This is a genomic window from Kitasatospora sp. NBC_01266, assembly GCF_036242395.1.
GTDB lineage: Bacteria > Actinomycetota > Actinomycetes > Streptomycetales > Streptomycetaceae > Kitasatospora.
Genome location: NZ_CP108458.1, coordinates 3136866 through 3158584 on the forward strand (window position 1 = coordinate 3136866; position 21719 = coordinate 3158584).

Here is a 21719-nt window from a genome sequence, read left to right on the forward strand (position 1 = left end):
GATGCGCTGGAGTGGATGACCGGGCTGGTCGGAACGGGTTCGAGTTCCGTTCGAGGGCGACGGCCGATGCTGCGCAGGCCGGCACCACGCCCTGGGAGGACCTCATGCCACTGATCGACCTGTCCGCCACGGTGGACGCACAACTCTGGGAGCCCGACCCGGTCACCCACACCACCCTGTCGGCCGTCGAGGGCGCCGAGCACATGGCGAAGGGGATGCGGGCCGCGTTCGGCATCGAGTTCTCCCCCGGGGAGCTACCGGGCGGCGAGTTCCTGACCAACGACCTGATGTCGCTGACCACCCACACCGGCACGCACGTCGACGCCCCGGCCCATTACGGCGCCCGGGCGGACGGCAGCCAGGGGCGGACCATCGACCAGCTGCCGCTGGACTGGTTCCACCGGCCCGGCTTCGTGCTGGACCTGCGCGGGGTACGGGAGCAGGGGCGCAGCGTGGCCGACGACGCCGACCTGCGGGCCGCGCTGGACCGGATCGGCTACCGGCCGCGACCGCTGGACATCGCGCTGCTGCACACCGGTGCCGACGCCTGGGGCGGCACCCAGCGCTACTTCACCGAGTTCACCGGTCTGGACGGCTCGGCCACCCGGTTCCTGCTCGAGCTGGGCATCCGGGTGATCGGCACCGACGCGTTCAGCCTGGACGCGCCGTTCGGCGACATCATCGCCCGCTACCGCGCCACCGGGGACCGCTCGGTGCTCTGGCCGGCCCACTTCGCCGGACGGGAGCAGGAGTACTGCCAGATCGAGCGGCTGGCCGGACTGGCGGCGCTGCCCCGTCCGCACGGGTTCACGGTGAGCTGCTTCCCGGTCAAGATCGCTCGGGCGGGCGCGGGTTGGACCCGGGCGGTCGCGCATCTGCCGGACCCGGAGTGAGCGGGCGTGGGAACGCACCGGGAGAACGCACGGGGAGAACGCACCGGGAGGGAGAACGCGGCGGCTTTGGCGGCCGACCGGCGCCGCCGACGAAAAGCATCAAGATTCGCTCAACCGCCAGCGCTTTTTCGGCCAGTCGGTCGTACCCTGATCACGTCTGACTCACCTGGTGAGCAGCGCGGACCAATCACGTCTCGGGGCGGAAACATGAAGCGTATTCGCAGTGCATGGGCGGCAGTCAGTCACCTCTTCCCGGGCCTCAACCGAGGCTGGGAGACCCGCTACGACCACCCGCACTCCCACCTGCGCACCCAGGCGCCGGACATGAAGGCGGTCCGAGCCCGCGAGGCCGACCGTCTGCGGGGCTACGGCGGGAACCTCGGCGGCGGCCTGTAGGCAACTCCGATCGGCCCTGAGCAGACCCGCTCAGGGCCGATCTGGTCTGCTCAGGGCTGATCGGGCGAGAGTTGGCGCTTCGCCACCTGCCAGCCGGCGGTGGCGCTCCAGACCAGTTCGTCGGTCAGCCCGGCGCCCGCCAGCGCGCGCGGGCGCTCGCCCGGCAGGGTGGCGAAGATCAGCGTGTGGGCCCGGGCGGTCAGGCGGCCGTCGCCGTTGCGGTGCAGGGTCAGGCCGCTGATCAGGTGCCGGTTGACCTGACCGGTGGCCGCGCGCTGCTCGCGCATGCGACGGCTGTGCTCGACGATGGCGGCCCGGCCGCGCAGCGGGTCGGCGGAACCGGTGGCGCCGAACTCGGCCTCGGGGTGGAAGGTGGCTCCGTAGGCGTCCAGTTCGCCGTCGTCCACGGCCTGCACCTGGCGGGCGTAGAACTGCGTCAACTGCTCGTGGAGTTGGTCGGCGCGGGCGCGCAACTCGGCGCGCAGGGCGGCGCGGTCCACCTTGCCGTTGGTCGGCCGGCGCGGGATCGCGGACAGCGGCTCGGCGTGCACGATCCGCTGGGCGGCGGGGAGTTCGGCGTTGACCTCGGCGAGGACGGCGGCAACCGCGGGCCCCGACCCGGAGGGTGACTCGGCGTGCGACTCGGCGTGCGACTCGGCGTGCGGCTCGGCGCAGACGATGAAGGCCATCGGGACCGGGTTCCCGTCCGCGTCCGGGCCGTCCAGCACCGCGGCGTCACGCACCGCCGGGTGCGCCAGCAGCGCCCGTTCCAGCACCGAGGGGCAGATCAGCTCGCCGGACCGGTGGAAGACGTCGGCCACCCGGTCCAGCACGAACAGGTAGCCGTCCGCGTCCAGCCGGACGACGTCGCCGGTGGCGAACCAGCCGTCGGCGTCGAACGGCGCAAGATCCGGACGGTCCAGGTAGCCAAGCATCAACTGCGGCCCCTGCACGAGTAGTTCACCAACGCTGCCGGACGGCAGCGGACGCCGGGTGACCAGGTCGACCACCTGCGAGCGGGTGTCGGCCAGCGCCGGACCGGCCGAGCCGGCCCGCGGCGCGCGCGGGCCGTCGGAGTGCAGCAGGTAGGCGGCCTCGGTGAGCCCGTAGCCCTGGAAGACCGGCACCCCGAACTGTGCGGCGAGGGTGCGCACCACGGGCGCGGGCAGGGTCGCGTTGCCGGCCGCGATCTGGCGCACGGTACGGAACTTGAGCTCGCCGAGTCCGGGGTCGGCGGCCATCCGGGCCAGCGCCACGGGGAGCGCGTAGTAGTGGGTGGCGCCGTAGCGGTCGGCCCACTCGACGGCCTCGGTAGCGCTGCCGCCCGGACCGCCGGGTGCCAGCACCTGCGAAGCTCCCGCGAACACCCCGGCGTTGAGGTGCAGCGGGGAGCAGATCGGCAGGTGCGCGAAGAGCGTCGAGTCGGCGTCCACCTGGTGGGCGTGGGCGAACTGGACGGCGCAGGACTTGATCGCGTGGTGGCCGAGGGCAACGCCCTTGGTCGGCCCGGTGGTGCCGCTGGTGAAGGTGATCGCGGCCGGCCGCTCGACGGGCGGCGGCCCGGCCGGCCGGAGCCGACCGGGCTCCAGGTCCGTCCCGGTGGCCTCGCCGATCACCAGCACCTGCTCCAGGAAGGGGAGTTCGGCGCGCAGCGCGGCCAGCCGACCGGCCAGCTCGGGGCTGACCAGCGCGACGGCGACCTTGGCGGCGGCCAGCAGGTGGCGCAACGCCGGGTCCGGCAGCAGCGGGTTGACCGGCACCACGGTGTTGCCGCTGCGCAGTACCGCGTAGTAGCCGACCGGGAAGTCCGGGTGGAGCAGGGCGCAGACCGCGATCCGGACCCCGCTGCGGCCGAGCCCCTCCGCCAGCCGGCCGGCCCAGTCGTCGACCCGGCGGTCCAGCTCGGCGAAGCTCAACTCCCCTGCGGCGCTGTACAGCGCGGGGTGGTCGGGGCGGCGGCGGGCGGACTCGGCGAGCAGCACGTCGACCGTGCCGGGTGGGACGGTGAGCATCGGGAGCCTCCTGGGGCGCGGACGGTGCGGGGTCTCACGGGTCGGCGGGGGATCAACGGCGGGGATCAACGGCGGGGCTCAACAGCTCCCGGAATCAAAGGCGTTGACTCCTGCGGGCTTCGGCGAACTCCTTGGCGTGCCGCAGCGTGGTGGCGCTGTTGGTGCCCAGCGCCTGCCGGACCCGCTCGCGCGCCTGGGGCACCGTGGCCGCCGGGCCCAGCAGTTCGGCGATGCCCGCCCGGTCGAGGGTGACGGCGTGCCAGGAGGTGGCGAGCAGACCGGGGCCACCGTCCGGATCGGGTCCGACCACCCAGCGGCCGGTGTGCGCGGCCAGCACCGGAGACGCCTTGACCTGCTTGTAGACGATGGTGCCCCGGTCGGCGAAGGGCAGCCGGACCGAGCCGGTGGTGTGCACGCTGCCGTCCGGTGCTCGGGTGTCCATCTCCAGGTACTGCACGCCCGCGCGCTCGCTCAGCTCGAGGCGCGCCACGTGCGGCAGTCTGCTGGGCCACTGGTCGGCCCGGTCGAGGAAGTCGAAGACGTCCGCCGCCGCGCCGTCGATCCGCACCGAGTCGCTGAAGCTGAACCGCAGCGCGTCGGCGGCGCCGTCCTCGGGCGCGGTCGCGGCGGCGGCGAGCGCGCGCAGTTCGGCGGTGCTGTTGCGGTCGATGGCCTGCTCGATCCAGCGCACCGCGTCGGGGTCGTCGGCGACGGCCGCGTAGTCGTGCAGCAGCACCACCTCGCTGCCGCCCTCGACGGCGGTGACCTGCCATGCGCCGCCCATCCTGGCCACCGGCGGCGAGGAGACCAGCTGGCGGAAGCCGATCCGGTGGCGGGCCGGGTCGAGCGAGCGGCGGGAGGTCCAGTGGCGCACCTCGCCGTTGGCGAAGGCCCAGATCCGCAGCAACTGCTCGGTGCTGTCCTCCTCACCGACCTCGGCGTGGACCGTGGGCCCGAAGACCTGCGGCCAGCTCGCCGCATCGGCGATCAGCCCGAAGACCCGCTCGGGGGCCGCCGCGACGGTGATCCGGTGCCGGGTGACCCGGGTGGTGGCCAGTGCCACGGTGCTCTCCCTCCGCTGCCGGACCGGCCCTGAGCCGGCTCGGCGCTGATCAGTAACTGCCGAGCCCGCCGCAGACGTTGAGCGCCTGCGCGGTGATCGCCGCGGCCTGCTCGCCGGCCAGGTAGCCGACCATCGCGGCCACCTCCCGGGCGGTGGTGTAGCGGCCGAGCGGGATCTTGGCCTCGAACCGGGCCAGCACCTCCGCCTCGCTGATGCCCCAGTGGTCGGCGAAGCCCAGCCGGACCTGCTCGGCCATCGGCGTCTCGACATACCCCGGGCAGACCGCGTTGACGGTGATGCCGCTGGTCGCGAGCTCCAGGCCGAGCGCCTTGGTGAAGCCGATCACGCCGTGTTTGGAGGCCGAGTACGGGGCGGCGAGCAGCACGCCCTGCTTGCCGCCGGTGGAGGCGATGCTGATCACCCGGCCGGGACCGCCCTCGCGCATCCGGCCGGTGGTCAGCACCTCGCGGGTGACCCGGAAGACGCTGGTCAGGTTGGTCTCGATGACGTCGTCCCAGAGTTCGTCCGGGATCTCCTCGGTCCGGCCGCCGCCGCCCCGACCAGCGTTGTTGACCAGGATGTTGACCGGTCCGTAGCGGGCCACGGCCTGCTCCACCAGGGCGCGCACATCGGCCGCCGAGCGGACGTCGGCGCGGGCTCCGGCCACCTCCAGGCCGCGCCCGCGCAGCTTGTCGACCACGCTCTGCACGGACCCGGCGTCCCGGCCGCAGAGGAAGACCGCGTGCCCCTGCTCGGCCAGCAGCTCGACCGTCGCGAGGCCGATCCCGCTGGTGCCCCCGGTGACCAGCGCCGTCCGGCGCGGCCGGGCGGGCGGTTGCTGAAACGAAGGCTGCGGGGAAAGGGGCTGCGGGGAAAGAGGCTGCTGGCGCGGGGGTTGCGACTTCGGCTGCTGCTCGGACATCGGCTGCCGCTCCTCTCGAGTCCTTCAGGCGCGATACCGCCACGAGCTTCACAGCGCCGGCTCGGCACCGGCTAGACCGAAACTCGATCCGGGTGCACCCGCTCGGCCCAGCGGACCACGTGGGGGATCGCCAGCCCCGCCGCGACGAAGACCCCGCCCATCAGCAGCCAGCCGGGTGCGCCCCAGCCGACGCAGAGGAAGCCGAGGACGGCGGGCGCCACGACATCGGCCAACCCGCCGCTGATCCTGGCGATCCCGGTGTACTGCCCCTGCGCATGGGCGGGCGCGAGGGCGTACTTCAGCTGGAACGCCCCGGCCGCCTGGAGGATCTCGCCGATCGTGTGCACCCCCGCCCCCAGCGCGATCAGCACCATCGCGAGCCACCCGGGCAGCCCCGCTGTCAGGCCGATCAGCGTCATCCCACCCAGGAACGCCCACCCCGAGCGGCGCCAGGCCCGGGTGGCGGCCGGGTTGCCGTCGATCCCCCTAGCCACCCGGACCTGTAGGAACACCACCAGCAGGGTGTCCGCCAGCGCGTTCGCCCCGACGAACCAGCGCGGCGCGTGGGTGTGCTCCACGATCCACAGCGGCAGCGCGAAGAGCATCACCTCGCCCTGCATCGAGGTGATCGCGCTGAGCACCGAGTAGACCAGGAACGGGTAGTCCCGGGCCGCGCTCACCCGCTCGCCCCGCGGCGGCGGCGCCAGCGGCGGCACCGACGGCAGTCGACGGGCCACCAGAGCCGTGGCCAGGAAGCTGAGCGCGTTGCCGAGCACCAGGCAGACGTAGGCCGTGCGGGTGTCCAACTGGACGACCAGCGCGGCCAGTACGGCGCCCACGCTGCCGGCCAGGTTGACCGCCGCGCGCAGGTAGGCCCGGAACCTGGCCGGCTGCGCCCCCGCCAGCCCCCGGGTCAGCGGCGCCCTGGCCGCCTGGCTCGCGGAGCCGGCCAGTTCGGTGAGGCAGACCACGAGGACGAACAGCCAGAACGAGTGCACCAGCACCAGCGCGGCCATCGCGAGCGCCTGCGCGACGAGGGTCGCCAGGTAGACCTCGCGCGGCCCGCGCCGGTCCGCCAACCGCCCCACCGGGATCCCGGAGAGCAGCCCGACCAGCGCGCCGATGCCCATCCCCGGGCCCACCTGCGCGAGCGGCAGCCCCACCGAGCGGGTGAAGAAGAGCGCCGCACTGATCATGAAGACGCCACTGCCCACCATGTTGACGAAGCTCGCGGTGGCCAGGGTGCGGCGCGGCCCGGGTTCGAGCAGCAGGCCGCGGGCGACGAGCCAGGAAGGGGCGGGTTCGGGAGTCGGAGTTGACGGTTCGTCAGAATTCGCTGCTGCCGGTGCTTTGCTTTTCGGTGCTGCCAAGGCCACAGGTCGCCGTCCGGAGTCGGGGGAAGGAGAGGACTCGGAGTATGGCGACCGCCGGAGCGGCGCGAAAAGGCATGGCGGACCGGGGAAAACTCACACGCCGGGCGGGAACAAGGCGGTCCTGGAACGCCGTTGGAAGATATGAGAAAGCGGCCGGGGGATATCCGGCAATTCCCGTCCGAACGCGGGCGATTCACCCTGCCGTCCAGCCGTCGTCCCCGCCCCGGCAGCGCCAGAACGGGGACAACGCGGCGGGACCACGCGTCAGGGACAACGCGGCGGCGACAACGCGTCTGCGCGGCGGGCGGGATCAGGCCGCCGCGATCGGGCGGACCTCCGCGAGTTTCTGCGGAGCCTGGACCTGGTGGACGGCGGCCAGGAACTCGCGCGGGGTCTCCGCGCCGATCGCCTCCTCGGGCAGTTCGATGCCGTAGTCGCGCTGGATCCGGCCGGTGACCTGGAGGATCGCCAGCGAGTCGTAGCCGAGCTCGTAGAAGGAGACGTCCAGGACGTCCCCGTCCAGGTCCACGGCCTCGTCCTCGCCCGCGCACTCGCGCAGCAACCGGGTGAGGTCACAGAGTTCAAGGAGGGGCATGCCACATCCTTTCGGAGTCGGGTCGTTCGACGGAATCAGGGGGTGGCGCGCACGACCAGGGCGGCGTTGAAGCCGCCGTAGCCGCGCGCCAGCACCAGGGCGGTGCGCAGCGGGGCCGGCCGGGCCGCCCCGCAGACCAGGTCGAGCCGCAGGTCGGCGGCCGGCTCGCGGACCGGTCCGCTGGGCGGGATCACGCCGTCGCGCAGCGCCAGCAGGGCGCCGGCCACGTCCAGCGCGGCGCCGCCGGCCAGTCGGCCGGTGAGGCTCTTGGGCGCGGTGACCGGGACCCCGTGCGGCCCGAAGAGCTCGACCAGCACGGCGGCCTCGGCCCGGTCGAGTTCGGGGACCCCGGCCGCGTCCGCGAAGACCACGTCGATGTCGGCGGGGGTCAGCCCGGCGTCGGCCAGCGCGTTCGCGGCGGCCCGCGCCAGCCCCGGCGGGCGGCCGCTGCCCGGGGCCGGGTCCATGGTGGCCGCGTAGCCGGCCAGTTCGCCGTAGCGGTGGGCGGCCCCGCGCTCCCGGGCGCTCGCGGCATCCTCCACCACCAGGATCGCGCCGCCCTCGCCGGGCAGGTAGCCGCTCGCGGTGGCCGCGAAGGGCAGGTACTCCCCCGCCTCGCTGAGCCGCCCGGTGGCGAGTTGGGCGACCCAGCCCCAGGGGCAGAGCGCGCCGTCGACCCCGCCGGAGACCATCATCCGCACGCCCTTGCGGACTTCCCGGCGGGCCTGGCCCAACGCGTCCAGCCCGCCCGCCTGCTCGGTGACCAGCACGCCGCTGGGGCCCTTGGTGCGGTTGCGGATCGAGATCTGGCCGGTGTTGACGGCGTAGAACCAGGCGAACGACTGGTAGGCGCTGACGTGCTCCCTGCCGTGCTCCCAGAGCGCCTGCAACTCCCGCTGCCCGAACTCCACCCCGCCGCCGGAGGCCGCGGTGACCACCCCCGCGCCGTACTCGGGGAAGTCCTCGGCGCTCACGCCCGCGTCGCGCAGCGCCCAGTCGGCGGCGACCAGGGCGAGCCGGGTCATCTGGTCGGTCTGCGGCAGCAGCCGGCCGGGCAGGTGGTCGGCGGCGGTGAAGTCCGGGACCTGGCCGGCCACCGTGGCCGGGTAGCCCGAGGCGTCGAACCGGGTGATCGGGCCCAGCCCGCTGGTGCCGGCCAGGGTGGCGGCCCAGTACTCCTCGGTGCCAAGGCCGTTGGGGGCCACGATGCCCAGCCCGGTGACCAGCGCGCTCATCGCCGCACCTGCGGCCTGGTCAGCACCAGCGCGCTCTGGAAGCCGCCGAACCCGCTGCCCACGCTGAGCGCGACGTCGGTGCGCTGCTCGCGGGCCCGCAACGGGATGTAGTCGAGGTCGCAGTCCGGGTCCGGCTCGTGCAGGTTGGCGGTGGGCGGCAGTACCCCGTGCACCAGCGCGAGCGCGCAGGCGGCGACCTCCAACGCGCCGACCGCGCCCAGCGAGTGGCCGATCATCGACTTGATCGAGCTGACCGGGGTCCGGTAGGCGTGCTGCCCCAGGGCCAGTTTGAAGGCGGCGGTCTCGTGCCGGTCGTTCATCCTGGTGCTGGAGCCGTGCGCGTTGACGTAGTCGACGGCCTGCGGGGCGAGCCGCGCCTGGTCCAGCGCGGCACCGATGGCGGCGGCCAACTCCCGTCCGTCGGGCTTGAGTCCGGTCATGTGGTGGGCGTTGCAGCGGGAGGCGTAGCCGGCCACCTCGGCGTAGATCCGGGCGCCCCGGCGGCGGGCGCGGGTCAGCTCCTCCAGGATCAGCACCGCGGCGCCCTCGCCCAGCACCAGGCCGTTGCGAGTGCGGTCGAAGGGGCGCGAGGCGCTGCTCGGGTCGTCGTTGCGCGGGGTGGTGGCGTGGATGGCGTCGAAGCAGGCGGCGGTGATCGGGGTGATCGGCGCCTCGGTGGCGCCGGCGACCATCACGTCCACGGTGCCCTCGCGGATCAGCTCGACGGCGTGGCCGAGCGCGTCCAGGCCCGAGGTGCAGCCGGTGGAGACCACGGCGGCCGGGCCCTCGGCGCCGGCCGTCCAGGCCAGTTCGGCGGCGATCGAGCTGGGCACGAAGTGGCGGTACAGCTCGGGGACGGCGCGTTCGTGGTCGACGGTCCAGCGGCGGCCGTGCTCGCTGACCGCCACGTACTCGCGCTCCAGACTGGTGGTGCAGCCGACGGCGGTGCCGACCGTGGTGCCGATCCGGCCCGGATCCAGCGCGCCGGTGTCCAGGCCGCTGTCGGCGAGCGCCTCGCGGGCACTGGCCACGGCGAACTGGGCCGCCCGGTCCAGCCGGGTGCGCTGCTCGGCGCTCAGCCCGGCGGCGGCCGGGTCGAAGTCGCTCTCGGCGGCCACCCGGGAGCGGTAGCCGGTGGCGTCGAAGAGGGTGATGGTGCGGGCGGCCGGCCGCCCGGCCGTGAGCATCTCCCAGTACGGTCCCACTCCTGGCCGGCCGGGGGCGACCACGCCCAGACCGGTGATCACCACGCGGCGGGTCATCGCCGCCCTGCCTCTGCTCGGTGCCGCACCTGTGCCGTCCTCTCCCCGTGGCCGATCCGAAGTCCCGCCAGTATTCGCACGCCAGCTCGAATCAGCCTTGAAGCCTCAGCCGAGCACCTCGACCACCGCGCAGGTCCAGCTGAACCCGGCGCCGATCCCCGCCAGCAGGCAGCGCTGCCCGGGCCGCAGCACACCGCCGCGGCGCAGCTGGTCGAGGCCGGCGAACTGGTCGGCCGCGCCCAGGTGGCCGACCGAGCGGCTCCACTGCCAGGTGGAGCGCGCCGGATCGATGCCGAAGGGCTGGAAGTAGGTCGCCTCCAGCCGGCGGCGGCCCAGATGCGGCAGCACGAACCAGTCGATCCCGGCGAGTTCGGTCTCCGCCTCGGCCAGCGCCGCCTTGACCGCCGCGCGCTGCCCCGCCGACACCCGGGCGACGCAGAACGACGTACTGGCCCGGGCGAAATAGGCCTGCTTGGCCTGCTCCAGGTCGATCACCGGGCGCCGCTCGAAGGGGGCGGCGCCGAACGGGTCGTCGCCCCGGTGCATGCCCTCCAGCTCCGGGTCGGAGACGGTGACCACGCTGCGCAGCCGGGCGAAGCCGCCGCGCCGGGAGAGCAGCAGCGCCGCGCCGCCGTCCGCGTAGAGGGTGCCGGGGTCGCCCCGCCAGCGGTCGAAGCCGGGCGGGCAGAACCGGTCGCCCGCGGTGAGCAGCGCGCCGTCCAGCTCGGCCGCCCCGGCCAGGTACCCGGCGGCGAGCTGCAGCGCGGCCATCCCGCCGTTGGAGAGCTGGCGGACCTCCAGCGCCGGGCAGGGCTCGGGCAGCACCTCGCGCTGGAGGTAGGAGGCGGGCGCCCACAGGTCGTGGCCCTGGTAGTAGACGCTGGCGTGCAGCAGCAGGTCCACCTTCACCTGCGGGGCGGTGGCCAGCGCCGCGCGGGCGGCGGTCGCGGCGAACTCGGGCCCGCTGGTGCCGTCCGAGACGGTGACGGCGAGTGCTCCGGTCTGCCGGGCGGTGCGGGCGTCGAGCAGGCCCTGCTCGACGGCGGTCGCCACGGGCGTGGCGGCGGGCAGGCTGCTGCCGTGGCCCGCGAGGTAGATCGACTGGTACCGCACGACGCCTCCATGGCCGGGCCGGTTCGGTACCCGCCGACGGGGGTGCGGCCCTCGGGTCATGTTCCGGCGGCGGCCTTGAACGGCGCTGGAACAACGGCGAGTTCGGCCCCGCTCGGCAGCCCGGTGCGGCCCTCGCCGAGATCGCCGAGGGCGACGCTGGCCAGGAAGCGGCCGTCCACCAGGCCGGTGCCGAAGCTCCAGCGCACCCCGCCCGCGAGCCGCTGCTCCGAGGCCGCGAACAGCTCGGCCCACTCGGGCGCCGCGGAGGTCCCGGACGCCTCAGGCGGATCCAGCGCGTCCGGCGCGTCCGGCGCACTGCCCAGCGGATAGCCCAGCGGGAAGCCGAAGCGGGTGAACCGCAGCCGCAGGCCCGCGCCGATCGCCTTGCTGTAGGCCTCCTTGAGGGTCCACAGCCGCACCAGCGCGTCGTTGCGCCGCTCCACGGGCAGCGCTTCCAGCGCCGCGCGCTCCTGCTCGGTGCAGGCGTACAGCTCGACCCCGGTGCCGTACATCCGGCGGGCGGCGGCCTCCGCGTCGACCCCGATCACCCCGCGCCGGCTCAGGCCCACCAGCATCAGCCGCTCGGTGTGGCTGAGGCTGATGTCCAGGTGCTCGCAGCCGCGCAGATAGGGCCGGCCGCCCAGCCGGTAGGCCACGTCCAGCAGGTGCGGCGGGCAGTCGAAGACCGCGGCGGCCGTGGTCTTGAGCAGCAGCCGGGAGGCGACGAACCGGGCCCTGGCCTCGGGATGGCCGAGGCTGCGCTGGCGGATCCAGTCGCGGCCGAGCAGTCGGCGCAGCTCCGGGGCGTCCAGGTCCTCGGGCAGCCAGTCGTCCCGCCTGCCGTAGACCACGGCCACACCCCGGTGCGCCATCGACTCCCTGACCCGGTGCCAGGGGCCATGCCGACCGGGCGCCAGGTACGGGACTCCGACCAGCGCCTCCAGCTCCTGTGCCGGCCCGAACGCCATGGACATGACTACCCTTCGGCCACCGCGGACAAAATGCCACCCTGGCACCGCCGGCTCGAACGGTGCTTGACCCACGAAGCTTCCAGCCAACCTCCAGCGCGCCCTGCCAGCCTGCGCCCCCTGACCACCTGACCATCTTCTCAGGGAGTAACGCTCATGGCCCTCAAGCGGATTCAGCTTCTCGTGGCCGCCGCAGCACTGATCGCGGGCACCCTCGCCGTGACCGGTGCCGCCACCGCCCAGGCCGCCGACCGGCACCCGGCACAGGGCGCGGCGAGAACCGACCGCGCCTGCGCAGGCCTGCTCGGCAAGTCGCTGGACATCACCTTCGACAACGGCCTGGAGATGAGGTTCGACTACGCCGCCGACGGCACCCAGCTGACCGGCCAGGTGCTCGCCGCCGGCACCTCGGGCAGCACGGTCGGCATCACCAACACCGTGCCCGACTCACTCAGCACGGTCGCGAAGAACGTGTACTTCACCAACTGGAACGAGCACGGCGGCCTCACCGTCAGCCTGACCGAGGACCTCAAGTCCGGTACCGCGCAGGCCTACTGGTCGTTCCCGAGTGGCGGCGACGTGCGGGTCGGGCAGCTGCACAGCGGCACCATCCGCTGCCTGGGCTGACCGGACGGAAAACACGCGAGGGCCCCGGGATCGTCCGACAGTTCCCGCGAGGCGCGAACTGTCAGACGATCCCGAGGCCCTCGCCCGCGAGACTCACGGCACCAGCTGCGCCGGCCGCCGGCCGCCGTCCCATGACGGCTCGGCGCCGAGGATGGCCAGCTCCAACTCCCGCAGCCACGGCCCCGGTTCGGCGCCGAGCTCGGTGGCCAGCCGGCGGCGGATCCGCCGCAGCACACCGAGCGCGTCCACACTGCGCCCGCACCGGTGCAGCACCCGCACGTACTGCTCGCAGAACCGCTCGTTCAAGGGGTACTCGGTGGTCAACGCGGCCAGTTCGCCGAGCAGTTCGCTGTGCCGGCCGATCGCGAGACCGGCCTCGGTGCGCCGCTCGACCAGCGCGATCCGGCGGTCCTCCAGATAGCGCGCCTCGGCCTGCAGCCTGGGCCCGAAGTCGACGTCCAGCAGCACCGGCCCCCGCCACAGGCGGTCGGCCTCGCCCAGCAGCCGCTCGGCGGTGGCCGGATCGCCGAGTTCCAGTGCCCGCCCGCCCAGTTGCCCGAGCCGGTCGAACTCGGTCACGTCACAGGCCTGCGGCGGGGCGGCCAGCTGGTAGCCGCCGAAGGCGGTGCGCAGCAGGTCCTTGGCGCCGCCGTCCGGGTCGGCGGTGCCGGCCAGCGCCGCCACCAGCAGCCGGCGCAGTTGCAGGATGTAGGTCTGCAGCGTGCTGAGCGCGCTGGGCGGCGGGTGGCCGTCCCACAGCTCCTCCAGGATCACCGGGACCGGGACCACCTGGCCGGCCCGCACCGCCAGCAGCGCCAGCACGTTCCGGGGTTTGGGCGCGCTCGGCACCACCGAGGTGCCGAGCACGGTCACCTCCAGTGGGCCGAGTACGCCGATCCGCACGTTCATCTGGCCGCTCCTCTCGCAGGGTCGTCGGCTCCGGAGCCGGTCCGGCCGGGTCGTCAGCCCGCGCTGCCCGCCACCCGCAGCGCCCGCTGGATCGCCCCGAGCATCCGGGTGTCCAGCGTGGTGGCGGCCCGGGTGTCGCTGATCCGGCCCCGGCCCGCGTCGTGCAGGGCCAGCCCGGCCAGGTGGCGTTCGCCCACCCGCAGCGAGCGGAAGGACCAGGCCTCGCGGTCGGCCGGGGTGCCGTCGGCACGCCGCAGCCTGGGGGGCTCCTCGTCCACCTGGAACCCGAACTCCGTGAACGGAAAGTACATCCCCTGCCCAAGCGCCTTGGTATAGGCCTCCTTGAGCGTCCACTGCCGCACCAGCCGCTGGTTGCGCCGGGCCTCCTCGGTGGCCGCGAGCAGCCGCACCTCGTCCGGGGTGCACATCTGCTGCTCGCCGCCGCTGCCGTAGAGCGGGCGTTCGGCCCACTCGACGTCCACCCCGATCAGCCCCAGGGTGCTCAGTCCCACCAGCATCAGATCGCCGGTGTGGCTCAGGTTGAGGTCCACCTGGTCGCAGCCGCGCACGTAGAGCCGCCCGGTCAGCGCGTAGCCGAACTCCAGCTCCTGCGGCGGCACGCCGACCGCGCGGGCGGCCAGGTGCTTGAGCAGCGCCCGGGTGGCCAGGAAGCGGTCGGCGGTCCGGCGGCCGCTGCGGGCCTGGTACTTCTCCCACTCCCGGCCCAGCAGCGCGCGCAGTTCGGCCTCGCCGGGCAGCGCGGCCAGCCACTCGGTGATCGAGCCGTAGGCGAGTGCCACCCCGTGCTCGCGCAGGTCCCGGTCCAGTTGCCGCCACGGCCCGGCGGGCCCGGCGACGGCCCGGGGTTCGAGCGGCCTGGTGGTGTTCACGCGAGCTCGAGGTCGTAGAGGTCCAGCGAGCGGTTCTCGGCGCTGCGGCGCAGCACCTCGGCGCAGAGGCCGACCTCGACGTCCGGCGGCAGCGCCGGGGTGCGCCTGCCGAGCCGGCGCAGCAACCGGTCCAGCGCCAGCGCCAGCCACTGCGGCCGGGCGCTGAACGCCTCGTGCTGCGGATCGGCGTTCAGCTGGACGCCCAGGCAGCAGATCGCGGCGATCGCCAGCGCGTACCGGTCGGTGAGCGGGAAGGAGCGCACCGAGGCGGCGAACTCGCGGTCGTCCTCCGGCAGTTCGAGCGCGGCCCGGCGGATCTCGGCGAGTTCGTCGACCAGCAACGCGCTCTGCTCGCACAGCAGTTCACCAAGCTCGCCCAACTCGCCCGGCTCCCCCGGCCCGCCCGGCCCGCCCGAGGCCCGCGCGGCGATCGTGCGGGCCGCCTCGGTGGCGTAGGCGGCCAGGCCGTCCTGGCCGCCGAAGCTGGCCAGCCGCTCGGAGTCGATCGGCGGCACCGGTCCGTACGGGGTGAACAGGCTTCCGGGCGCGGCCCGTTCGGCGCTCCACTCGGCCGCCGCGATGCCTGGCAGGCAGGGTGCGATGGTGGCCTGGCACATCGCGGTGCTGACGTGCCCGAAGGTGATCATGGCCAGGTCGCGGACGTGCTTCTGGAAGATCGCGTGGTCGCCGTTGCGGGCGTGGAAGGCGTCGCCCATCACCACCGAGAGGTGGTAGAGCGCCTCGCCGGCCAGCTTGGGCACCAGGTACTTGCCCACCGCGGAGAGCACGTTGGACTGCTCGGGGATCAGGTGCAGCGCCCGGGTCGCGGCGAGCGTGAGGCTGTCGCAGATCAGCAGGTCGACGAAGGTCCCGGCGAGCGCGTTGCGGGCCATCGGCACCGCGGTCACCGGGCGGCTGAAGGCCCGCTGGTCGACCGCGAACCGGGTGGCGGTGCGCAGCGCGGTGTCGGCCAGGCCCACGCACATGGCCGGCACCGTCGCGTGGATCACCGGGAAGGCGCGCAGGCCGAGTTCCACGCCGCGCCCCCACTCCCCCAGCAGCGCGTCGTCGGCCAGCGGGGCGTCCGCGAACTCCAGCCCGCAGATCCGCAGGCCGCGCACCGCGTCGGTGCGGTGCCGGCCCAGTCGGCGCACCCGCTCGGCGGGCAGCTCGGCCATCGGGACCAGCAGCAGCGAGTGCGTGCCACTCACGCCGGCCTCACTGCCCTCGTCGCCCGGCGGGCCGTCCGGGCCGTCCGGGCCGTCCGGGGCATCGGCGCCGCTGCGCGCGAAGGCGATCAGCAGGTCGGCCGCCTCAGCGTTGTTGACGGCGGCCTTGCGGCCGGCGATCGCCAGGCCGGTGGCGGTGCGGGCGGCCCGGAACTCGTCGTTGACGAAGTCGTTGCCGTGCGCCAGTTGCTGGAAGGCGATGGTGGCCAGGCCGCCGTCCAGCAGGGTCTCGGCCGTGCGGCGGCGCTGGTCAGCGTCGCCGTTCAGCCAGACCACCATGGAGCCCATGAAGGAGGTCAGCGCGGTGCCCATCGCGAGCGTCACGTCGCGGCGGAACAGCGGGCGCATCAGTAGGCCCAGTCCGTCCAACCCGACCAGCCGGCCGCCCAGTTCGGCGGGCACGAACTCGGCGTTCAGGTCCAGTCGCGCATAGCGCCGCACCCCCTCGGCCGACAGCTCGCCCTCGTCGTCGGCGGCCAGCAGCGCACCGAAGCCGACCGGGTTGTTGCGGTCCCAGGGATCGCCGAAGCCCTCCTCGATCTCGGCCAGCCGCGCCCGCAGCAGCGTGCGGCGGGCGGCGCGGGCGGTGTGCGTGCCATCGGCCGTCGGGTCGACCCGTCCCAGCAGATCCGTCACGGCTACCCCCAGCTCCTCGGTTTTCCAGCCCAAGCCGGTACGGACCGCGCACGGTCCTCGCACCGGTACCTGGGGTCAGGATGGCGCCAGGGTGCGGAGGGCGGCTTCAGCAGGCCTTGAGGAGCGGTCGGGCAGCCGGTGGACACCCGCGATGGACAGTCAGGCCGAGTGGCTGCTCCAGCCGAAGAGCGTGCCGATCATCTCCAGCAGCATCCGCGGCGTCTCGGCCTCCACCACCAACTCCTCCGGGACCACGATCCGGTAGGTCCTGGCCAGCACCCCGACCGCCTGGAGCACCGCGAGCGAGTCCAGGCCCAGCTCGTAGAAGCTTTCGTCGAGCTGTTCCTCGCTCAGCTCGGTGCAGGCGTCCTCGCCGCCGCAGGCGGCCAGGATCCGCGCCAGCTCGGCCAGTCCCACCTGCGGTGTCGGCGGCATGCCGGCCTTCCTCTCGGGTTTCGGGGCACCGGCCGGTCAGCCCAGCCGGTGAATGGCGTCGAGGTCGAGGTCCTGCCCGGCGGTCCACAGTCGCGCCGCCGCCTCCAGCACGCTGCGCCGGTCGTGCGCCGCGTTGCGGGGCCGGGCGCTGAGCATCGCGACCGCCTGGCTCGGACCCTGGAGGAAGGCGGGGTGGCGGCGGATCAGGCTGTACAGCCCCTGACCCGGACCGGCCTCCAGGCAGAGGTGCCCGCCGGAGGCGAAGAGCGTGTCGAAGGTGGCCCGCAGCTGCACCGGGCGGGTCGGCTGGCGGGCCCAGAAGCCCGGATCCACCGCCTCGCCCGGCGCCATCAGCGCCGCCGTCGAGGCGGAGAGCACCGGGATGGCCGGCGGCAGCAGCGCCACCCGCTCGAAGGCCCGGGCCGCCTCGGCGCAGGCCGCCGCGACCACCGGGCTGTGGTACGCGACGCTGGCCCGCACCGGCATGCAGCTCAACTGGGCCGCCCGCAGCGCCTCGGCGGCCCGGACCAGGCCCTGCCTGGTCCCGGAGATCACCGTCTGGTTGGCGCTGTTCACCGCCGCCACCGCGACGTCCGGCGGCAGGTGCGGCGCCACCTGGTCGGCGCCGGCCGCCACCGCCACCATCCCGCCGGCCGGCGCCTGGGCCAGCCGCTCGGCCTGCGCGCCGACCACCTCGACGGCGGCCGGCAGGCTGAGCACGCCCGCCAGGGTGGCCGCCGCGTGCTCGCCGATGCCCTGGCCGAGCAGCAGGCCGGGGCGGATGCCCCAGCTGCCGAGCAGCCGGCCGAGCGCCAGGTCGAGGGCGAAGATCAGCGGCAGCGCGCGCTCGACGTGGTCGATCGGCAGCCGCGGGTTCTCGGCCAGCCAGTCGTCGCGGACCCGCTCGCCGACCGGGCCGAGCAGCGCGAAGACCTCGTCCACCGCCTCGGTGAAGAGCTGCTCGTGGCCGTAGAGGCCGAGCGCCATCCGCGGGTGCTGGGCGCCCTGCCCGGGCAGCAGCACGGCCACCGGGCGCGGCCGCTCGACCTCGCCGCGGAACGCGCCCGGCGCCTGCGCGTCCAGCGCGGCCAGCGCCTCCTGCGGGTCGGCGGCCACCAGCGCGCCGCGGGCCGGGCCGGGCCCGGCGCTGCCCCAGGCGTCGGCCACCCCGGCGAAGCCGGCCTCACCGCGCGCCTTGATCCAGCGGCGCAGGCTGACCCGCAGCGCGGCCTCGTCCTGCGCGCAGCCCGCCGACCAGACCAGCAGCCGGACCGGCTGTGGCGTCCGGCGCGGAGAACCGACGGTACGCAGCATGGGTGCCTCCTCTCCTCTCCCTGCGCTGGGGGACGCGGGGCTGGGCCTCGGGGGGTGGGACTTCACCAGGGTCGGTCGCCGAACGGCCGCCTGCCCCGGCCCACCACGGGTGGGCCGGGGACTCGGGCCGTGCCGGAAAAGCACTTGGCCAGAAGATAACTGACGTCTCGTCAGACAACCATCCGGCCGGTTCTGGCACGATCCTGGCGGACCGGCGTCTCCAGGGCCGGATCGGAGGAGAGGATGGCCCGCTGGAGCTGCTGCAGCCGCGGCGAGGGTTCCAGGCCGAACTCGTTGACCAGGGCGCTGCGCAGCCGCTTGAAGACGTCCAGCGCGTGCCACTGCCGTCCCGAACGGTAGAGCGCGATCATGTGCTGGGCGTGCAGGTTCTCGTGCCAGGGGTGCTGCACGGTGAGCACCGCGAGCTCGCTGAGCAGCTTCTGGTGCCGGCCCAGCCGCAGGTCGGCGTCGATCCGCCGCTCCAGCACCCCGAGCCTGCTCTCCTCCAGGCGCATCACCTCGATCGCCAGCCGCGCGCCGGGCTGCACGTCGACCAGCATCGGACCGCGCCACTGCGCCAGCGCGGCGGCCAGCAGCCGGGAGGCGGCCTCGTCGTCGCGGGCGTCCAGCGCCTGCTGGCCGGCGGTGGCCAGCCGCTCGTAGGACTGGACGTCGAGTTCCTCGGGCCGGATGTCCAGCACGTAGCCGTTGTACTGGGTGCGCAGGACGTCCTTGGCGCAGCGCGTCGGGTCGGCGCTCAACGCGCTGTCCAGGCGCCTGCGCAGTTGCAGGATGTAGGTCTGCAGGGTGGTCGGCGCGCTCCGCGGCGGCTCGGCGCCCCACAGCTCGTCCATCAGTACGCCGGCCGGCACGATCCGCCCGGACCAGAGCGCGAGCAGCGCGAGGACCTGGCGGGGCTTGCCGGCGGTGGGCACGATGGACTCGTCGCACTCCGTGGCCTCCAACGGGCCGAGAATCTTGATCTCCACAGGATTGTCTCTCCCCCAACCGTCAGCGGGAGCCCTGGGATCCGCGGCCCCGGTCCTGCGGGCCGGTGCAGCGGGCCGATACGGCGGATCACAGCGCCTGAACGTTCATCAGGATGACGAATTCGCAGGCCAGTTGCCCAGTGCGCGGGTCATGACGGCGGCATGAGGAAGCACCCGGTCAACCCGTGAATTTCTCACAGTAGGGGGGTGAGCCGACCACTGGCGGGGCGCGTAGGGGTACCCCCAGAATTCTGGTCACGGCCCGCTCGGGCCACGCACCACCCAGCCTTGACCGCAGAGTCTTGACAGCAGAGTGGAGTGCACCCCATGGACAAGATCAGCTCCAACGCCGATTTCAGAACGCTGTTCACCGCCTACCTGCCGGCACACAGCAGCAAGGAAACCACGCTGGAACTGACCATCGACGCCCTGGACGGCTGGCACGTCCTGGACGGATCGGCGATGACCCTGTGCGCCGGCCTCTGCGCGGCGCCCGCCCCGGAACCGCGCGGGCCGCTCGACCTGCGCACCCCGGCGGCCCTCGGCTTCGCCGCGGCATGACCGGCCGGTGGGGGAACGGGGAACCACTGGTCGGCTTCCGGCGCGATCTGCGCCCCGAGGTGGTCTCGGGAGAGGCCACCTATCTCTTCTCGGAGCACGGTGTCACCGCCTTGCAGGGCCCGCAGATCGAGGCGCTGGCCCCGCTGCTGGACGGCACCCGGGACATCCCCGCGCTGCTGCGCGAGGCGCCCGAGAGCGTCTCGCCGCAGCAGATCGGCGACCTGATGGAGCAGTTGGCGCAGGCGGGGCTGGTGGCCCTACGGCCACCGACCGCCTCGCCCTGCGACGAGCAGGCGATCGCCTACTGGGAGGCGGCCGGCCTGGACAGCGGCCGGGCCGCCGCCCGGGCCGCCACCGGCCGGATCCACCTGGCCGCCTTCGGCCGGGTGGATCCGCGCGACGCCGTGACGGCCTTCGGGGCCGCTGGGCTCACCGTGGTCGAGGACCCGGCGGACCGGCTGCCCGGCGACCTGACCGTGGCGCTCTGCGACGACTACCTGACACCCGAGCTCGCCGCTCTCAATGCCGCCGAACTGGCCAGTGAGCGGGCCTGGTTGATCGCCCGGCCGTACGGCCGGCAGGTCTGGATCGGCCCGGTCTTCCAGCCCGGCGGCGCCTGCTGGAGCTGCCTGGCGCACCGGCTGCGCGGCCACCGCCGGGCCGAGGCCCATGTGCAGCAGGTGCTGGGGCGGACCGGACCGGTCCCCCGCCCCACCGCCTCGATCTCGCCGCTGGGCGGCTTCAGCACCCATCTGGTCGCCCTCGAGGCGGTCAAGTGGCTGGCCGGCTACCGGTGTCCGGCCCAGCAGTCGGTGTGGACGCTGGACACCCTGACCATGGAGGGCCGCCACCACCAGTTGCGGGCCCGGCCGCAGTGCCCCACCTGCGGCGACCCGCGGCTGGTCACCGGGCAGCAGTGGCGCCCGGTGGCCCCGCGCTCGCGGCTGAAGGCCTGCTACGGCGGCGGCGGGCACCGCGCGCAGCCCCCCGAGCAGGTGCTGGAGACCTACCGGCACCTGATCAGCCCGATCACCGGGGTGGTCAAGGAGATCCGGCGCGACCCGCGCGGCCCGGCCTTCCTCAACTCCTTCCTGGCCGGCGCCAATCCGGCGGCCAGCCCGAACAGCCTCGACGCGCTGCGCACCGATCTGCGCAGCAGCAACGGCGGCAAGGGCATCAGTGCCGTGCACGGCGAGGTCAGCGCGCTGTGCGAGGCGCTGGAGCGGCACAGCGGCTTCCTGCACGGCGACGAGCCCCGGATCCGGGGCAGCCTGCGGGAGCTGGGCGACCGCGCGGTGCGCCCGCAGGACTGGCTGCTGTTCGACCCGCGGCAGTTCGAGGGCCGCCGGGAGTGGAACGCCCGGCACGGCGGCTTCCAGCACGTCCCCGACCCGTTCGGCGAGGACGACGCGGTCGATTGGTCCCCCGCCTGGTCGCTGACCGAGCACCGGCACAAGCTGCTGCCCACCGCGGCCCTGTACTTCGGCACGCCGCAGCCGCCGGGTGCCCGGTTCTTCCAGGCCGACTCCAACGGAAACGCCGCCGGGAGCAGCCTGGAGGACGCCATCCTGCAGGGTTTCCTGGAGCTGGTCGAGCGGGACGCCGTCGCCCTGTGGTGGTACAACCGCACCCGGCAGCCGGCCGTCGACCTGGACGCCTTCGAGGATCCCTGGATCATGGAACTACGCGGCGTGCACAGCGACTTGAACCGCGAGGTATGGGCGCTCGAGGTCACCTCGGACTTCGGTATCCCCACCGTGGTGGCGTTCTCCCGGCGCGTCGACAAGCCGGCCCAGGACATCGTCTTCGGCTTCGGCGCGCACTTCGACCCGCGGATCGCGCTGCGCCGCGCGCTCACCGAGGTCAACCAACTGCTCCCGGCGGTGGTCGGCGCGGGTGCCGACCACGCCGGCTACCAGGGCGGCGACGAGGCGGCCCGCTGGTGGTGGCGGCACGCCACCACCGCCAACCAGCCCTATCTCGCACCGGATCCGGCGCTCACCGCGCGCCGACCGGCCGACTACGACTACACCCCGCGCCGCGATCTGCTCGACGACCTGGACGCCGCGCTCGAGTTGACGGATCGTCATGGTCTGGAAATGCTGGTGGTCGACCAGACCCGACCGGATATCGGACTTCCGGTGGTCAAGGTCATCGTGCCCGGTCTGCGGCACTTCTGGTCCCGATTCGCCCCGGGGCGGCTGTTCGACGTCCCGGTGCGGCTCGGCCGACTGGCGCGGCCGACCCCGTACGAGGCCCTGAACCCGATCCCGATCTTCGTCTGACACCCCGGCCGA

20 protein-coding genes are annotated in these 21719 nt (G+C 73.9%); 5 read left to right on the plus strand and 15 right to left on the minus strand.

From position 1 onward, the window contains the following. The first annotated feature begins 104 nt into the window (after positions 1–104). Entirely contained in the window at positions 105–893 is a 789-nt protein-coding gene (locus tag OG403_RS13290; protein WP_329564291.1) for a cyclase family protein, read from the plus strand. 207 nt (positions 894–1100) lie between these two features. Beyond that, positions 1101–1289, plus strand: a complete 189-nt coding sequence (locus OG403_RS13295; RefSeq protein WP_329564292.1) for a hypothetical protein — start codon at positions 1101–1103, stop codon at positions 1287–1289. A gap of 50 nt (positions 1290–1339) precedes the next feature. Here the strand turns inward: OG403_RS13295 and OG403_RS13300 are convergent, their stop codons facing one another. The 9 genes from OG403_RS13300 to OG403_RS13340 all read right to left on the minus strand — a co-directional run bounded on the left by OG403_RS13300 (position 1340) and on the right by OG403_RS13340 (position 11832). Continuing rightward, positions 1340–3301 carry an AMP-binding protein gene (locus OG403_RS13300; RefSeq protein WP_329564293.1) on the minus strand — a complete coding sequence of 654 codons (1962 nt, stop codon included), beginning with the start codon at positions 3299–3301 and terminating at the stop codon, positions 1340–1342. Between the two features lie 94 nt (positions 3302–3395). Then, the gene (locus OG403_RS13305; protein WP_329564294.1) at positions 3396–4364 is read right to left on the minus strand and encodes an aromatase/cyclase; all 969 of its coding nucleotides are present in this window, start codon (positions 4362–4364) and stop codon (positions 3396–3398) included. 49 nt (positions 4365–4413) lie between these two features. Then, positions 4414–5286, minus strand: a complete 873-nt coding sequence (locus tag OG403_RS13310) for an SDR family NAD(P)-dependent oxidoreductase (protein WP_329564295.1) — start codon at positions 5284–5286, stop codon at positions 4414–4416. 71 nt (positions 5287–5357) lie between these two features. Beyond that, a complete protein-coding gene (locus OG403_RS13315; protein WP_329564296.1) occupies positions 5358–6656 on the minus strand; it encodes an MFS transporter in 1299 nt (432 codons plus the stop codon). Positions 6657–6969: 313 nt separating this feature from the next. Next, positions 6970–7254 (minus strand): acyl carrier protein, encoded by a 285-nt coding sequence (locus tag OG403_RS13320; protein ID WP_329564297.1) that lies wholly within the window; start codon positions 7252–7254, stop codon positions 6970–6972. A 35-nt stretch (positions 7255–7289) separates the two neighbouring features. Further along, entirely contained in the window at positions 7290–8489 is a 1200-nt protein-coding gene (locus tag OG403_RS13325) for a ketosynthase chain-length factor (RefSeq protein WP_329564298.1), read from the minus strand. Then, positions 8486–9751, minus strand: a complete 1266-nt coding sequence (locus OG403_RS13330; RefSeq protein ID WP_329564299.1) for a beta-ketoacyl-[acyl-carrier-protein] synthase family protein — start codon at positions 9749–9751, stop codon at positions 8486–8488. Before OG403_RS13330 ends, OG403_RS13325 begins: the two co-directional genes overlap by 4 nt. Before the next feature lie 105 nt (positions 9752–9856). Continuing rightward, a complete protein-coding gene (locus OG403_RS13335; RefSeq protein ID WP_329564300.1) occupies positions 9857–10864 on the minus strand; it encodes a ketoacyl-ACP synthase III family protein in 1008 nt (335 codons plus the stop codon). 56 nt (positions 10865–10920) lie between these two features. Next, positions 10921–11832, minus strand: coding sequence for a 4'-phosphopantetheinyl transferase family protein (locus OG403_RS13340; protein WP_329564301.1), 912 nt, complete (start codon positions 11830–11832; stop codon positions 10921–10923). 156 nt (positions 11833–11988) lie between these two features. On the opposite strand from OG403_RS13340, the gene OG403_RS13345 reads away from it, so the two are divergent. Then, on the plus strand, positions 11989–12459 hold the full coding sequence (locus OG403_RS13345) for a MoaF-related domain-containing protein (protein WP_329564302.1): 471 nt from the start codon (positions 11989–11991) through the stop codon (positions 12457–12459). A 93-nt stretch (positions 12460–12552) separates the two neighbouring features. Here OG403_RS13345 and OG403_RS13350 read toward each other — a convergent pair whose 3' ends face one another. The 6 genes from OG403_RS13350 to OG403_RS13375 form a co-directional block, all read right to left on the minus strand. Continuing rightward, positions 12553–13368, minus strand: coding sequence for an AfsR/SARP family transcriptional regulator (locus OG403_RS13350; protein WP_329564303.1), 816 nt, complete (start codon positions 13366–13368; stop codon positions 12553–12555). A 53-nt stretch (positions 13369–13421) separates the two neighbouring features. Continuing rightward, on the minus strand, positions 13422–14258 hold the full coding sequence (locus tag OG403_RS13355; RefSeq protein ID WP_329564304.1) for a 4'-phosphopantetheinyl transferase family protein: 837 nt from the start codon (positions 14256–14258) through the stop codon (positions 13422–13424). Then, positions 14255–16123 carry an acyl-CoA dehydrogenase gene (locus OG403_RS13360; RefSeq protein WP_329564305.1) on the minus strand — a complete coding sequence of 623 codons (1869 nt, stop codon included), beginning with the start codon at positions 16121–16123 and terminating at the stop codon, positions 14255–14257. Before OG403_RS13360 ends, OG403_RS13355 begins: the two co-directional genes overlap by 4 nt. A 159-nt stretch (positions 16124–16282) precedes the next feature. After that, complete coding sequence (locus OG403_RS13365; RefSeq protein WP_329564306.1) at positions 16283–16558, minus strand: acyl carrier protein; 276 nt, start codon at positions 16556–16558, stop codon at positions 16283–16285. A gap of 36 nt (positions 16559–16594) precedes the next feature. Further along, positions 16595–17872 carry an acyltransferase domain-containing protein gene (locus tag OG403_RS13370; RefSeq protein ID WP_329564307.1) on the minus strand — a complete coding sequence of 426 codons (1278 nt, stop codon included), beginning with the start codon at positions 17870–17872 and terminating at the stop codon, positions 16595–16597. A gap of 170 nt (positions 17873–18042) precedes the next feature. Next, entirely contained in the window at positions 18043–18861 is an 819-nt protein-coding gene (locus tag OG403_RS13375) for an AfsR/SARP family transcriptional regulator (RefSeq protein ID WP_329564308.1), read from the minus strand. Between the two features lie 327 nt (positions 18862–19188). On the opposite strand from OG403_RS13375, the gene OG403_RS13380 reads away from it, so the two are divergent. Further along, positions 19189–19422, plus strand: coding sequence for a hypothetical protein (locus tag OG403_RS13380; RefSeq protein ID WP_329564309.1), 234 nt, complete (start codon positions 19189–19191; stop codon positions 19420–19422). Beyond that, entirely contained in the window at positions 19419–21707 is a 2289-nt protein-coding gene (locus OG403_RS13385; RefSeq protein WP_329564310.1) for a TOMM precursor leader peptide-binding protein, read from the plus strand. Before OG403_RS13380 ends, OG403_RS13385 begins: the two co-directional genes overlap by 4 nt. Positions 21708–21719 lie beyond the last annotated feature (12 nt).

Coding starts and splice junctions, on each gene's coding strand:
- OG403_RS13290 (WP_329564291.1), top strand. CDS start 105: ATGCCACTGATCGACCTGTCCGCCACGGTGGACGCACAACTCTGGGAG.
- OG403_RS13295 (WP_329564292.1), top strand. CDS start 1,101: ATGAAGCGTATTCGCAGTGCATGGGCGGCAGTCAGTCACCTCTTCCCG.
- OG403_RS13300 (WP_329564293.1), bottom strand. CDS start 3,301: ATGCTCACCGTCCCACCCGGCACGGTCGACGTGCTGCTCGCCGAGTCC.
- OG403_RS13310 (WP_329564295.1), bottom strand. CDS start 5,286: ATGTCCGAGCAGCAGCCGAAGTCGCAACCCCCGCGCCAGCAGCCTCTT.
- OG403_RS13320 (WP_329564297.1), bottom strand. CDS start 7,254: ATGCCCCTCCTTGAACTCTGTGACCTCACCCGGTTGCTGCGCGAGTGC.
- OG403_RS13325 (WP_329564298.1), bottom strand. CDS start 8,489: ATGAGCGCGCTGGTCACCGGGCTGGGCATCGTGGCCCCCAACGGCCTT.
- OG403_RS13330 (WP_329564299.1), bottom strand. CDS start 9,751: ATGACCCGCCGCGTGGTGATCACCGGTCTGGGCGTGGTCGCCCCCGGC.
- OG403_RS13340 (WP_329564301.1), bottom strand. CDS start 11,832: ATGGCGTTCGGGCCGGCACAGGAGCTGGAGGCGCTGGTCGGAGTCCCG.
- OG403_RS13345 (WP_329564302.1), top strand. CDS start 11,989: ATGGCCCTCAAGCGGATTCAGCTTCTCGTGGCCGCCGCAGCACTGATC.
- OG403_RS13350 (WP_329564303.1), bottom strand. CDS start 13,368: ATGAACGTGCGGATCGGCGTACTCGGCCCACTGGAGGTGACCGTGCTC.
- OG403_RS13365 (WP_329564306.1), bottom strand. CDS start 16,558: ATGCCGCCGACACCGCAGGTGGGACTGGCCGAGCTGGCGCGGATCCTG.
- OG403_RS13370 (WP_329564307.1), bottom strand. CDS start 17,872: ATGCTGCGTACCGTCGGTTCTCCGCGCCGGACGCCACAGCCGGTCCGG.
- OG403_RS13380 (WP_329564309.1), top strand. CDS start 19,189: ATGGACAAGATCAGCTCCAACGCCGATTTCAGAACGCTGTTCACCGCC.
- OG403_RS13385 (WP_329564310.1), top strand. CDS start 19,419: ATGACCGGCCGGTGGGGGAACGGGGAACCACTGGTCGGCTTCCGGCGC.